The 14329-nt window shown below is 38.3% G+C and carries 8 protein-coding genes; all 8 read left to right on the forward strand.

Going from position 1 to position 14329, the window contains the following annotated elements; genetic code table 11:
- Nucleotides 1–796: 796 nt before the first annotated feature.
- The 8 genes from J7E57_RS23300 to J7E57_RS23335 are packed head-to-tail and all read left to right on the forward strand — an operon-like array spanning nucleotide 797 to nucleotide 14318.
- Nucleotides 797–3787, forward strand: coding sequence for a SusC/RagA family TonB-linked outer membrane protein (locus J7E57_RS23300; RefSeq protein ID WP_215125641.1), 2991 nt, complete (start codon nucleotides 797–799; stop codon nucleotides 3785–3787).
- An 18-nt stretch (nucleotides 3788–3805) separates the two neighbouring features.
- Nucleotides 3806–5401: a RagB/SusD family nutrient uptake outer membrane protein gene (locus J7E57_RS23305; protein ID WP_251030020.1), complete on the forward strand. Its 1596-nt coding sequence runs from the start codon at nucleotides 3806–3808 to the stop codon at nucleotides 5399–5401.
- A gap of 20 nt (nucleotides 5402–5421) precedes the next feature.
- Nucleotides 5422–6099, forward strand: coding sequence for a hypothetical protein (locus tag J7E57_RS23310; protein ID WP_215125640.1), 678 nt, complete (start codon nucleotides 5422–5424; stop codon nucleotides 6097–6099).
- Between the two features lie 6 nt (nucleotides 6100–6105).
- Nucleotides 6106–7131 carry a DUF5007 domain-containing protein gene (locus tag J7E57_RS23315; protein WP_215125639.1) on the forward strand — a complete coding sequence of 342 codons (1026 nt, stop codon included), beginning with the start codon at nucleotides 6106–6108 and terminating at the stop codon, nucleotides 7129–7131.
- Nucleotides 7132–7166: 35 nt separating this feature from the next.
- Nucleotides 7167–10322, forward strand: coding sequence for a SusC/RagA family TonB-linked outer membrane protein (locus tag J7E57_RS23320; RefSeq protein ID WP_215125638.1), 3156 nt, complete (start codon nucleotides 7167–7169; stop codon nucleotides 10320–10322).
- An 18-nt stretch (nucleotides 10323–10340) separates the two neighbouring features.
- Nucleotides 10341–11858 carry a RagB/SusD family nutrient uptake outer membrane protein gene (locus J7E57_RS23325; protein WP_215125637.1) on the forward strand — a complete coding sequence of 506 codons (1518 nt, stop codon included), beginning with the start codon at nucleotides 10341–10343 and terminating at the stop codon, nucleotides 11856–11858.
- Between the two features lie 4 nt (nucleotides 11859–11862).
- Entirely contained in the window at nucleotides 11863–12582 is a 720-nt protein-coding gene (locus J7E57_RS23330) for a fasciclin domain-containing protein (RefSeq protein ID WP_215125636.1), read from the forward strand.
- Between the two features lie 32 nt (nucleotides 12583–12614).
- Nucleotides 12615–14318, forward strand: coding sequence for a DUF5008 domain-containing protein (locus J7E57_RS23335; protein WP_215125635.1), 1704 nt, complete (start codon nucleotides 12615–12617; stop codon nucleotides 14316–14318).
- Nucleotides 14319–14329: the final 11 nt, after the last annotated feature.

Genomic DNA, 14329 nt, shown 5'->3' on the forward strand with positions numbered 1-14329 from the left:
TTTAACGTAGCTTATTATGTTGATGTTTGATTTATTTGATAATTAAGAACAGAAATTACTTAAAAATAGTATACCTTATTTAATTGCTTTTAGAGAAAAAACTGCCTATCTGAGTGCTGGAGCTTGTTTTGTGTAAAAAAACAAACGTTTGCGCTTAATTTGCGAAATGTCTTTTTAGAATTACAAAATTTATAAAAATGATATAGCATTTATGGACATAAGCGAGCCTGAATATGATTCTTTAAGCCTAATTTCAGTAACCAATCAAACTATCATTTAAAGCTTTTTCCTTAACAGTTATTCATTATTAGAATATCGTTTATAAAAATTATAAAAATTAGTTGATTAATACCGCCGTTCAATGTGTATAGCCATTTATGGCTTAGCTTATTACGCATTTTTTAAGCAAACGTTTGCGTTAAGAAAAAATAAAAAACAACTTTCTTAATATATACCTTGCATTAACAAATCATAACTAGCCGATATTTTATTTTAGTATTACGAACAAAAAATCTTGTCAACTAGCAGGAAAACAAATAATAAGTAAAATAACCAAAGAACCCCTAACCAAGGTATATAACAAACAAGCAAACAAAAACTAATCATTCTTATGCACTATAGGTTGCATTAAGAATTAATATTAATCAATCTTAAACCACATTCCATGATCAAAAATTTTACTTTTTGTCTTCAGGCATTGCTTTGCCCAAAATCTCAAATAGAGATCATTTCTTAATTGCATTTTAACAATCGAGTTTCTTCTTTAAACACTTAAACTTTTAATTAAACTAATAAAATGGTTAAAATTTATACAAGCGTTTGTATTGCCTTGTTTTTATCTGTTTTTGGATCCCAATCTTTACATGCCCACGGGGCATGGCTTAAAACGGCTAATAGCGGTTATTTTGTTTTTCAGCAAGATACCACTAAAGCTAAAAAAGATTCGTCCGCTTATTCCATTAAAACCGATACAATTGGCCAAATGGTTAGAGCATTACAGAAATTTAAAACGGTACGCGATACGGTTAACATCCGTTCCTCAACCCCTGTTCCGAATTTATCGTTACAGCAAATTATTAAAGGCAATTTAGCTGGGGTTTATGTACAAGAACCAAATGGCGAGCCTGGAACTGAGCAGAGCATGATTATACAGGGTGCATCAGGCCAATTATTTACAAAAAAGGATATTTATGCATTACAGCCTGCTATCTATTTAAATGGCGTGCCTTTAGTAGCTGATAACCCCTTTGCTTTTGATGTACAGAAATATGATTTTAACAGGATTGGCCCGGCTACTAATTTACTTTCTCAGATCAGTATAGACAATATACAGTCTATCTCGGTAATTAAAGACCCGTTTGAGCTGGCAAAACTAGGGCCAAATGCGGCGAATGGTGCCATTTATATCACCACCAAAAATGCAAGGGCCGGCTTGAGAGATATTAGTTTAAACTCTTATTTTGGTTATGTAACGCCGCCAAGCGTAAACACAGTAAACGGAGTTTACGAAAATAATTTCCGTAAAGCTTTTTACCAGAAATATGCAACTGCCGAAAATTACGCTGGTTATGCATCTTATTTAAGAGACTCGACTAATACTGCTTATTACGGTCCTTCAAACTGGAATGATGTTTATTATAATACTACACCAACTTATTCGGCCGATTTAGGTATTACCGGTGGTGGTGATCGGGCAAATTTCAGGTTTTATGGTTCAGGTACGAAAAATGCGGGCAATGCCGATGCTACCAATATCAATAGGTACAACCTGTTTTTTGGTATTAATATGGCGCCGTTTAAATGGTTAACCGTTTCAAGTAACGTAAACGCAGCTCGTTTAGACCGTAACCGGAACAGGAGTTTGAGAGATCGTTTTGCTGAAACAAGGTATATTCCTGATTTAACAAGCCCTTTATCTCCAAATGCGGCGATTTACGAAGGTTTTCTGGAGGAAAATGATAAAAGTGTAGACAATAACCGTACGAATACTTTAAATGGTAATCTAAGTCTAACCGCTAAAATTAACAAGCTTAGCCTTTCATCAAGCTTAATTTTCGATTATAATGAAGGCGTAAGGGATTATTTTACACCTTCTACTTTAATGGATGGGGTGAGTTATGTATCAAATTATTTTGGTTACAGCCAACGTTTAATGATTAACAACACGGCGTCTTATAAATATGAGATTAATAAAAAACATACTGTCAATTTCGAAATTGGTCAGAGTTTTCAAGGTGATACCCATAAATATAACTATGCCAGGGCTTATAACGGACCAAACGACTACGTGAAATTAAACCTGGTTGACGGCAACTCAGGAGATGACGATTATTTAAATACGCTGGCCGCAGGAGGTTTTTATGTATTCAGATACATTGATAAAGAGCGTAATAATTTGATGTCTTTTTATGGTGCCGCGAAATACAGTTATAAAAATTTACTGGATGTGAATGTTTTGCTACGTAGAGATGGCGCATCAAATGGTCAGCCAGATAGCCGTTGGGTGACTACGCCAGCTTTTAATGCAACTTTTAACCTTAAAGAGCAATTTTTAAAAAACAATACTTTTTTCAACAGCTTACACCTGAGTGCGGGATGGGGGAGAAATATAAGGATCTTTTTGGATGACAGATATGCTGCGGGTCCGCAATACCGTTCAGAAAACGGATGGTTTGAAGAACCTACCATTCCAGGTTATGGAGGTAAGTTAGGTATTAACAGACCTTACGACAGCGGTTTTATCGGTTACGGAATAAAATTGCCATATGCCGACAGGACCAACATTACCTTAGATGGTTCAATTTTGAACAACAGGATTAATGCAGCCATTACAGCTTATAACCGCGACAATAAAAATCAGGTTATTGGTGTACCGGTACCTTTCGAAACTGGTTACAGCCTTAACTACCAGTCGGGCATGGATATCAATAACAAAGGCCTTGAGCTGATGTTAAACGCTTTGGTAATCACTAATCCTAAAGGACTTAGCTGGAATACCACAGTGAACTTTAACTATAATAAAAATAAGCTTACCGCATTACCAAATGGATTAACCGAATTAATTAGTGGTAATGATAAATTGGTTGTAGGTAAACCAGTTGGTAGTTTCTGGTTATACACTAATAACGGCATTTACAATACCAATGCTGAAGTACCTGCAGGCAGAACATTTAACGGTATTCCTTTAAAAGCAGGCGATCCGAACTGGGCAGACTACAATGGCGATAACCGTGTCGATAATAAAGATAAGGTGTTAAGTGGTGATAGGTTACCAAAATTTATAGGTGGATGGAACAATACAATCGCTTATAAAAGTTTCGACCTGAATTTCAACTTTATATTTGCGCTTGGACAAAAAGCAATTAACCAATACGAAGCTACCCGTTATGGTTTTATTAACCGTGAGGCCGGTAACGATATCAATTCTGTTAAAGAGGTTTCTTCTTGGCAGATATTCGATAACGAAAGAACTTATCCTATTTACAACCCCTGGAGTGATGTAGATGCTTATAGAACAGATCAGGATCTTTTCCTTGAAGATGCTTCTTACTTAAAATTGAGGTCTGTAACGCTCGGCTATGATTTAGGTAAAACTTCACTTTTCAAAAAATCAGGCTCAGGCTCAGCTGTAAGAAGAGCCTACTTATATGCTACAGCGATGAATCTCTTTACCATTACTAAATTTTCTGGTGTAGATCCAGAGCTGGTAAACTACAACGGATATTATGATGGCGCCAATTTAACCATCCCGAGAACATTTGTACTGGGCTTTAAATTGGATTTATAAAATAATTATAGCATTAACATGAATTACACAATCAATAAAGAGAACATGTTTTACAAAACGGCTATCGCAGTTTTTGTACTACTGATTACTTTTGGGAATTTTTCTTGTAAAAAGATTGATGATGTACAGTCAACAAGATTAGCAACAGAAGAAACCAACTGGAAAACGCTCGAAGATGCCAAAGCCAATTTGCTATCAATATACGGGCTGCTGCGTTCGGCTACCGTTGCTGACAATGCACACTGGTTAATGGGCGATTTAAGACAGGGCGATTTTACCATTACCAACCGGGCAGATTTAAAGGCCATTGTAAACGGACAATTAAATGCCTCTTATCCTGTAATTAACAGGATCACCAACTGGCGACCTTATTATGCAGCGATTAATGCCGCAAGCCTTTTTATCGAAAGATCGAAAGAAATACAGGCGCTCGATCCGCGTTACACCAAAATTAATAACGATGTGGATGTTGCGCAAGCCAGGATGCTAAGGGCTTTTGCTTATTTTTACATGACCAGAATCTGGGGTGATGTGCCTTTACTTACCTCATCGCACGACGGGGAGTTTGTAAAACTGGGCCGTTCACCACAACAAAAGGTACTTGCATTTGCAACCAACGAGTTGTTGGCAGCTGCAAAAGTAGTGCCGTTCAGATATGGCGGTACCGATCCAATTATGCCAGGCTTGTACTATGGTGGTAACTGGCCAAGCTGGAACGGAATTATTTTTACCCGCTTATCAGCTTATATTTTGTTAGCACATATTGCCGCATGGCAAGGCAACTATATCGATGCAGCCAACTATTCTAAATTCGTTTTGGATAATCAATCTACCCAATATTTTGTAGATGGGGCCAACCCATTAGATTATATTGATATGAATGCACTAACCGAAAATCAGAATAACTATAGTCCATTTGCTTATAAAAGAGCAAATCTGATGGTGGGTTTTCCATTTGAAGCAGGTAACGGTTTAGCAACAGCTAACGGACACCTGGAGCAGTTAACCCTGGCCGAGCCGTTTATACCGAAATCGCGGCCTGAAATGTTTGTATCAAAAGATACCATCCTTAAAGCATTTACAAATCCATTTGATTTACGTTTTAGTGTAGATCCGGTAAAAGGTCTTTACAGAACTAATTATTTCTATGGTGTAGAATCAGAACTGCCAATTTTCAATAAAGTAAAGGTAATTTATCCATCCAATACCTCGGGAAATGTGACTTTGTTCAGTTCATCAATGGTATTTAGCCGCATGGAAGAAATTACCTTATTAAGGGCTGAGGCGCTGGCTGTTTTAGGCCTGAAAGATGACGCGCTTAATGCCTTGAACCGCGCTTGTTTGTTGAGGGGAATTAGTTTTTCAACATCTACGCCAGATTTAATTGCCGCGATTTTTCAGGAACGCAGAAGAGAATTAATGGGCGAGGGCTGGAGATGGTATGATATTATCAGGTATAACAGGATCAAAAACCCACAGCGTGTTTTTACAACGAAAAATGGTACCGCAATGACCTTTAAACAGTTTGAAGCTGCAGGAGGCATTTACTGGCCGGTATCTCAGGATGTAATTAATGCAAATTCATCAATTACCCAAAACCCATACTGGCAATAATCAACCTAATCAGATTTAGAATGAAAAATTTATTATATAAAAAGAGCACATATTTTCTTTTAGGGCTTATTACCCTGTGCTTTACGGCTTGTAAAAAAGACGATTCGCCTTATCATGATTATGTAAATACACAGCAAACCTTTAGAGGTTCGGCTATGGATTATTTAAAGGCACAACCAAAAGGGACTTTTGACTCTTTACTGTTGGTTTTAAACCGATATCCTTTCTTGATCGATTCGCTAACCAATCAAAAATTAACACTTTTTGCACCCGTAAACAAAAACTTTGAGGCTGCGGTAAAGTATTTAAACATCACGCGTAAAAATGAAGGTAAGGTGCCGGTTTATTTATCAAACGCAGACTGGGATGAGTTGGGATTTATGCTGTGCAAATACATTGTGAGGGATAATAAAACTACTGATGCTTACATTGATAATGTTGATGGAATGTTGGTCAAAAACATCGTAATTGATTACCAGATGCATGTAAAATATGTAAAACTGAGTTCTGCCGGTTATGTTGATGGGGGAGCTGCTACGCTTAATTTTAGTGATACTTATGGCTCTATTTTTACCGATTACTGGGTAACAACAACAACAAATGCGGTAAATATTAAAACCAATAATGCCTCAATTAATATCCTAACGCCAATACACAATTTTGGTTTCGATGAATTTACATACAGATTGAATAAATAGACAGGAATGATGAAAAATATTCAATATATACTAAAAGTTAGCTTAACCTTATTGTTAGGTGGAATCGTATTATATTCGTGCAAGAAAAACCTGCCCGATGAAAGGTTATCAATAGCCAACGATTCTCAATATACCCAATACGTGTATCAACCGGTTTTGGGAAGAAATACCCTGTTTGCAAATAATTTTCAATACGGTAACTCAAGCCGTCCGTTGGATTTTAAAATTGTTAACATGCGTACGTTTAATGGCGAGCCTGCTCCAGAACTCACTAATAATTATCCGGTAACCGTTTGGAAAACCGCTTACGATGGAACAGAGAAGTCTATTGCCGAGATCGAAGCTAAACGAACTACTGAAAATCATCCCTTATTCGAAGTACGGCCACACTCAGGGGAGTTTATGATGTGGGCGGCTGCTAACTCAAATATGGTAAAGGCACAGCCCGATTCGGGTTATGTTTTCGATGTAGAAATGTCGAACTCTGGTGGTAGGAAATACTTTCAGAATTTCCGCTTACGCCCTTTACGTGAACGTCCGTACGAGCCTTCAAATTTAGATCCGGTAACCGGGCAGGGTACTTCAGTATCAGTTAATCCAACCAGCTTAAATATTACTGGCCTGCGTGGACAGCCACTTAATACCAGAGATGATGTACAGGTTTTATTTAAAAAAGCAGGAAATGGTAACAGCATCACTTTCAAATTTGTAGATACCTTATCCAATCCTATCGATCCGAATAAGTTTGCGGCTACCGATTGGCCTAATTTGGTACATGGTTTCAATATGGTTAAAGATGCTACCAAGGTAAAATATGAAGTTGCCTACCCAATTCCTTGTAGTGCTTACCCAACCAAATATACTACGCTATCCGGCGATCAGGCCAGGGTGGTGTTCAGGTTTAACAGACAGGCTTTTGGCAATGTGTTGCAACAATGCTTCCTGGCGTTCAACTTTAATATTTACCAAAAAGGAGACTGGGAGATAACTTTCTGGTTTAAGCGCGATAAACCAAAATTTGATAATGATTAATGGAACAATATAAACTAAAACAAAACATATTTCCAATGAAGTATTTTTACACCATAGTTATTTTATTGATTTTTGGTTTCCAAAATCTGGCAAGCGCCCAGCAACGTATTGTTGTTACTGGTGTGGTAACAGATGGCTCATCAAAATCAAAAGAAACCATACCTGGCGTGAGTGTTACAAGTGCTGGCAGCTCGCTGGGTATTACCGATATGAATGGTAAATTCAGGGTTACAGTAGCTAGTAATGCCAGCTTAACATTCAGCTATGTAGGTTACGAAACCACAACGATAAAGGTAAACAACCGCACCACTATCTCGGTTAGCTTAAGTACTGATAGTAAAACCTTAAATGAAGTGAAGGTTACAGCGGGTTACCAGACCAAGAGCAGAACCTTAACTACCGGCTCGGTAGTAACCATTTCGGGCAAGGATATTCAGGGACAACCTGCTGGGGATGTAATCTCATTATTACAGGGAAAAGTAGCTGGTTTAAACATCCAGAACAATACAGGTGCTCCGGGTTTCAGGGGTAGCGTAACCTTGCGTGGTATTTCTAATATCAATGTATCGGGTTCAGGAAATGCCTCTTTCTTAACACCAACTTCTCCACTGTATGTAATTGATGGGGTACCGGTTGATGACAATACCAATTACTCTTACGGATTCCAGCAAGCAGGGCCGGGTATTTCGCCAGCCTCACAAATTCCACCCGAAGATATTGAAGATATCTCGGTTTTAAAAGATGCTGCAGCAACTTCGCTGTACGGATCGAGAGGTGCCTATGGGGTAATTTTGATTACCACCAAACGCGGTAACTCTAAAGTGCCTGTTGTACGTTATAACGGTGCAGCTTTTATGTCAACCGTGCCGCAGTTGCGTTCGGTAATTGGTGGTAAAGACGAGCGTTTATTAAGAATCGACCAGATTTTGCGCTATGATACGGCTTATAATCATGCTATCGATTTAATCAACTCTACACCATTTTTATCTGATAGTTTAAATGCTTATTACAATAACTCTACCAACTGGCAGTCTTATTTTTACCGTCCTACCTTTAATCAGACACATACAGTGAATGTTTCAGGAGGCGATCAGCAGTTTAACTATAAGGTAGCTTTAACAGCCTATGATGAAAAGGGTGTTCAGGAAAATACGGGCTTGTCGCGTTACAACCTTAACATGAACATGATCTATTTCCCAGGCCGTAAGTTTAAACTCACCGGGCAGTTTAACAACTCCATACAGAAAGTACAAACAGGAAGTGGAAACGGGCTTCAGAATGCCGGTGTAGCTACAGGAGGTAGTTCATCCTCGCTATTACCAGCACCCTCTTTATACTCTTCCGTTAACTCTGTATTAGGTGCCCTAACTACTGATAACGACAATAAAATTCTGAATACTACTGCAAATTTAAATGTAGACTATGAGATTCTGCCTAATTTTAAAATAGGTACTGTGTTAAACTACACCGGCGTATCGAGCACTAAAGATAATTTTTCGCCAGCTGCACTGAACTCAAATCAGTCACAGTATTATACCTATACCGATAGGGCTACTACCTTATATAACCGTAACCAGTTATCTTATGTATACGCAATTAAAGAAGCAGGAGAAGATGCACACAACTTCAATATATTTGCCTTCTCTGAGTTAAGGGCTTCGTTTTTTAAAGCCGATGCCATATTGAACAATAGGGGAGTGAACGATCAGTTAAGAGGTCCTTTAACCAATATGAGTGATTACCTAACCTCTTTAGGTGGAACAATCGATTATACCGATTTAAGAACCATTGCTTTCGCAGCTGCATTTTCTTATAACTACAAACAAAAGTATGTGCTGGATTTCAATTACCGTGTAGATGGACTTTCTACTAATGGTCCGAATGCTGGTTACAAGAAAAACCCGGCTGTTGCTGTTAAATGGAATTTTAACAAAGAATATTTTTTAGAAGGTCTTAAATGGCTCGATTATGGTGATTTCCGTTTAAGTTATGGATCGAACATTACACCAAACGGTAATATTTATCAGGCCTATGGTAAATATTTTGGTGGCGACCGTTACAACAACAGCAATACCGTAATTGCCGATTTAAGTTTCTTACCAAACTTAAGTTTAGAGCCAACTAAAGCCACTACTTACAACGCTGGTTTTGATATTGGAATCCTTAACGGCAAGTTCTCTTTAGCAATGGATGCCTATTATAAACAGAACGATAACATTTTCAGGGAGAAACCGATATCGAGTTCAAATTCCTTCAGCAAAATTGGATCGACTGAAATCAGTAACGTAAACTATGGTTGGGAATTCCAGGCTACTGCCCGTCCTTTAAACACCAGCAGTCCTTTTAAGTTAACATTAAGCGGTACACTGGCCATCAATCGTGAGGTGCTTGCTGCATTACCCGATGGATTGCGCGAACAGATATACACTGATGCTGCGTTGGGTCAGGACATTTATTATCGTTTAGGTATTAACTCTTTATCCAATTATCTGTTCAATACCAAAGGTGTTTACAGTACTAATGCGCAGGTTCCAGTAGATCCGCTTACCGGTTTACCTTACCGTGTGGGCGCAAATTCTAAATTGAATTATTTCAAAGCCGGCGATCCGGTATTTACTGATTTAGATGGTAATTATGTATTGAATGATTATGACAGGGTAATAGCAGGTAATTCACAACCCCAGGTTACTGGTGGTTTCACTTCCCTTTTACAATACAAAAACTGGAGTTTAGAAGTAAATACTTCATTTACCTTTCAGAGAGATATTTTAAACAACAGTTTGGCTTCGCAATTTGCCTCTTTTGGTACCCCTACAGCCTTAGGAAACATTGTGCCGCTATCGCAATATAGCTATTGGGCAGCATCTGGTGACGTGGCTAAATATGGGAACCCTCTAGATTTTGTAAGGTCTACTATATTAAACCCTTACAGGTTTAATCAAACGTTATTCCAGGAAGACGGTTCATACTTTAAGCTAAACTCAATAAAAGTATACTACATGTTTAATCAGAAATTTACACAACATTTCGGGATGAACAGGGTAAGTATTAATGCTACTGCTTCTAACCTGGGCTTTATTACCCGTTATTCAGGTCCAAACCCTGAAAACGTAACCGCTTTAGGTAGGGATTATGCTGGTGGATATCCGATTTCTAAACAGTTTGCTTTGGGCTTAAACATAGAATTTTAATTTCTTGACAGGATGAAAATGAAAAATATAAAATATTTACTCGTGGCCATGGGGCTGTTGTTTATCGGCACGGGCTGTAAAAAATTCCTCAATGTAGTACCAATAGATGCGCTATCGGGAAATAATTTCTGGCAGACCAGAAAAGATGTAGAAGGTTTTACCAATGGTATTTATGCCAGACTTAGGGATAAAGTTGGCGGGGGAGTATTGATGCCTGCGCTTGATGTTAGGGGTAACTTTGTTAAAACAGTGGGCACCATTGATAATAGTGGAAATAATGTTTTTAATAATTTAATTAACAATAATTTAAAATCTGTTACAACTGCCAGCACTACCTACGATAACAGGCTAAAGAATATTATGGACTGGAAAGCCTGGTACGATATTATTGCGGCAAGCAACATCTTGTATTATGAGGTAGATAATGTACCATCGGGAAATTTATCAGATGCTGATAAAAAAAGATACAAAGCAGAAGCCGTTTTTATGCGTAACCTAAGTTATATGTTTATTTGTAAGTTATTTGGGGATGCCATTTACTATACTGAAGCATATAATAGTAAATCTTTAGCACGTACGCCACAGGTAGAAGTAATGAAAAAATGTATTGCTGATATGAGTGCTGCAAAAAATGATTTGCCAACAACCTATACCGATGTTTCCCTTACTGGTTTTAGACCAACCAGGGCAAGTGCAGTGGCTTTGTTAATGCATTTAAATATGTGGGCAGCTGCATGGGATAATGGCGATAAAAGCGGTTATTATAAAGCAGTGGTAGCATTAGGAACAGAAATGGCTACTTATACTAACTATTCGCTTCTGCCAATTAACGAACAAAATACCATGCGGATTTTTAAAGGCCGTACCAGCGAAAATCTTTTTGGTGTTTTACAGGATTATAACTACGGCGAAACATTTGCAGCATATGCCAATTATTCGTATTTCTTTTCGCATTATCCATACCGCGGTGCTATAAGTAAAACAACCAGTTTTATGGCTTATGATAAAGATTATATCGGTAAGTTGTTTCCGGCCGGAGTGCCGGATGCGCGGTTCACAACCTGGTTCGAAAACGCCAATTCGGATAATAACACTTTTCAGTTTAAAAAGTTTATTAACGTTTATTCAACTGGTTCAGGATCGAGTTTAAACGTAAATAACGATGATAGTGCTATTATTTTCCGTTTACCAGATGCTTTATTACTAGCAGCAGAAGCTGCTGCGGAGCTTAGCGATGATGCTACCGCCAGAGACTATGTAAACCAGGTTAGATTGGCAGCTGCTGCCCCTGCGCTTATCTCATCAGGAAGTGAGTTGAAAGATGATATTTACAGGGAGCGTTGCAGGGAACTCATTGGTGAAGGACAGTTTTTCTTCGACCTTGTGAGAACAAAAAGAGCCATTAATACCGAATTTTCAAAAGCAGTAATCAGTGTAAGCAATTTTAATGCTGGTGCCTGGACCTGGCCTTTAATCATCAGCGCAACAGAGCGTACTGCAAATCCTAATTTAGTGGGCAATAACTTTTGGAATTAAGAATATGAAAATACAGAACAAAAATAAATCACTTTTACTCCTGTTGACAACTGCTTTGTTGCTTCTCGGTAGCTGTAAAAAATATTATTTCGATACAGGTGTGCACGATCCAAAGTATAGCGGAAGCACACTCGCTTACATGAAAGACAAAAAGCCTTTTTTTGATAGCACTCTTACTGTAATCAATCTGGCGGGTATGAATGATGTATTGGATAAAGAAAATGTAACATTTTTTGCTCCACCAAGTGGTTCGGTTTTTAAAAGCATTAAAAGATTGAACCAGTATTTAAAAAATAATGGAAAAGATACGGTGTCCCAGCTGAGCCAGATTAAACCAGAAGTTTGGAAAAATACACTCTCTCAATATATTTTTAAAGGTGCTAATTTGTTAAAAGATTACCCACAGCGAGATACATTAGCTTATATCGCTTATCCGGGCCAGAACTATACTTCGTATGCCGGTCGTATTATGAATGTGGGAGCAGTTTTTAACGACGCGGGGGGGGTAAAATACGCAGGCTACCGTCAGCTATACCTGGCTTTCATTCCTGATTTGTCAAATCCGCAGGTGGCTTTACAGAATAATCCTGTGGCAACATCTGATATTCAGACCAACAACGGGGTAATCCACGTGCTAACCAAAATTAAACATAACCTTGGTTTTAATACCGATACGTTTATAGATCAGGTAGTAGCATCTGGTATTTTGCCGCCAACACCATAGCAAATTATTTATTAATATAAATGAACTGATAAATGTTAACAAACATAAAATATAAAATAAGCTTATTGGTTGCAACGGCGGTTTGCCTTGCCAGCTTAATGGTTGCTTGCAAAAAAAGTGAGGGACTGGCCGATGATCCTTATGCAGGTGGTAAACAGGTTTTAGGTATTACTTTTATCTCTAAATCAACCGACCCTGATATTGTAACTGCGGGCACAACATTAAATCTTCAGATAAAAGGCTTAATGAAATACAAGGATAATTTTAAACTGTATGTAAATGAGATCGAAGCTGAAGTATTAAATTATACCGATAGTACGATACAGTTTAAAGTACCTTTAGTGGCCAGTACAGGTAGCGTTTGGATTACCTCTCAAGGGCAAAGTTTTTTTGGCCCGATTGTTAAAATTGGCGGTAAGGTGTCTGTTGATCCTTCATTTAAGATTGTAAACGGAGCAGGATCTGTTTCGGGCTCAGGAGGTACAACGGTTTACGATGCGGAGAAGCTCCCGACGGGTCTGTTCTGGTTAACAGGCAGCTTTAGCAACTTTGAACAAAAAGGTACAGCAGCACTTCCAAATGGCGGTATAGCACAGATAGATGCCGATGGAGCTTATAGTACCTCAGGTGTGAGTTTTGGTAAAGGTGCTGTTGGTGCTGGCCAAACCATTTATTCCATTAACCGCATTACTACGGGTTCTCAAAATGGTAAATACATTGTTGCCGGTAGTTTTACAGCCTACAATTCTACGCGTACCAATCGCCAAACACTGAACAACATTGTGAGATTAAATTCCAATGGTAGTTTAGATACCATAAAAACTGCCGATAAAGATGCCCTGGGTAACTCTTTGGTGCCAATTGTTAATCCTAAACCAGAACAACTATGGAAAAACGGCGATACCGTTGCGGCATTTAATGCTGGGGTTGACGGTATAGTTAGAAAAACCTTTGTATTTGGAGAACAGATCTACATCATCGGTAATTTCCAGAATTTTAAGCGAATGTATTATCCTAACTCTACTTACGATGATAAGGTGTATGATGTAACCAGAATGAAGCAGATGGTTCGCGTGAACGCAGATGGATCAATGGACTCAACCTTCCATTATAATAAAAACACACGCCAAAGTGCTGCTGGAGGTAATGGAGCAATTATCGATGCCATGATGCAGACTGATGGTAAACTGATTCTGGTAGGTAGCTTTAGCTCGTTTAATGGCGTTACGGCAAACCGGATTGTACGTTTAAATTTAGATGGTTCTGTAGATCAGAGTTTTAATGCTGGTGCCGGAGCTGATGGTGATGTTTATTCCATCCGTTACAATACAACCACTAATAAAATTGTGGTTTGTGGAAACTTTACAAGTTTTAATGGAAAGGCATCTTCTGGTCTTGCACTGCTTAATCCTGATGGTTCTACTGTGAGTACATTTACAGGGGCGCTGATTACAGGGGGCTTAGCAACTTTTGCGTCACAATTAAACAACGGAAAAATTCTCGTAACGGGCTCATTTAATAAATATGGAGATTATTTACGCCAGGGTTTTATGATACTGGAGGCAAATGGACAACTGGCGGCAGGGTACAACAATACTGGTGGTTTTCAGGGCAGGATATATGATATGATCGAAACACCAGTATCAAATGGTTCCCAGGTTGTTTTGGTGGGAGATATTAGCAGGTTTAATTCCGTATTGCCACATAATGTACTCAGATTAATCATTTCTAATTAACTGTACACTTT

This window comes from Pedobacter sp. ISL-64, assembly GCF_018613605.1.
Lineage (GTDB): Bacteria > Bacteroidota > Bacteroidia > Sphingobacteriales > Sphingobacteriaceae > Pedobacter.

What these genes read in the sequence shown, in the direction of transcription:
- J7E57_RS23320 (WP_215125638.1), top strand. Translation starts at nt 7,167, where the DNA reads ATGAAGTATTTTTACACCATAGTTATTTTATTGATTTTTGGTTTCCAA.
- J7E57_RS23315 (WP_215125639.1), top strand. Translation starts at nt 6,106, where the DNA reads ATGATGAAAAATATTCAATATATACTAAAAGTTAGCTTAACCTTATTG.
- J7E57_RS23310 (WP_215125640.1), top strand. Translation starts at nt 5,422, where the DNA reads ATGAAAAATTTATTATATAAAAAGAGCACATATTTTCTTTTAGGGCTT.
- J7E57_RS23335 (WP_215125635.1), top strand. Translation starts at nt 12,615, where the DNA reads ATGTTAACAAACATAAAATATAAAATAAGCTTATTGGTTGCAACGGCG.
- J7E57_RS23305 (WP_251030020.1), top strand. Translation starts at nt 3,806, where the DNA reads ATGAATTACACAATCAATAAAGAGAACATGTTTTACAAAACGGCTATC.
- J7E57_RS23325 (WP_215125637.1), top strand. Translation starts at nt 10,341, where the DNA reads ATGAAAAATATAAAATATTTACTCGTGGCCATGGGGCTGTTGTTTATC.
- J7E57_RS23330 (WP_215125636.1), top strand. Translation starts at nt 11,863, where the DNA reads ATGAAAATACAGAACAAAAATAAATCACTTTTACTCCTGTTGACAACT.
- J7E57_RS23300 (WP_215125641.1), top strand. Translation starts at nt 797, where the DNA reads ATGGTTAAAATTTATACAAGCGTTTGTATTGCCTTGTTTTTATCTGTT.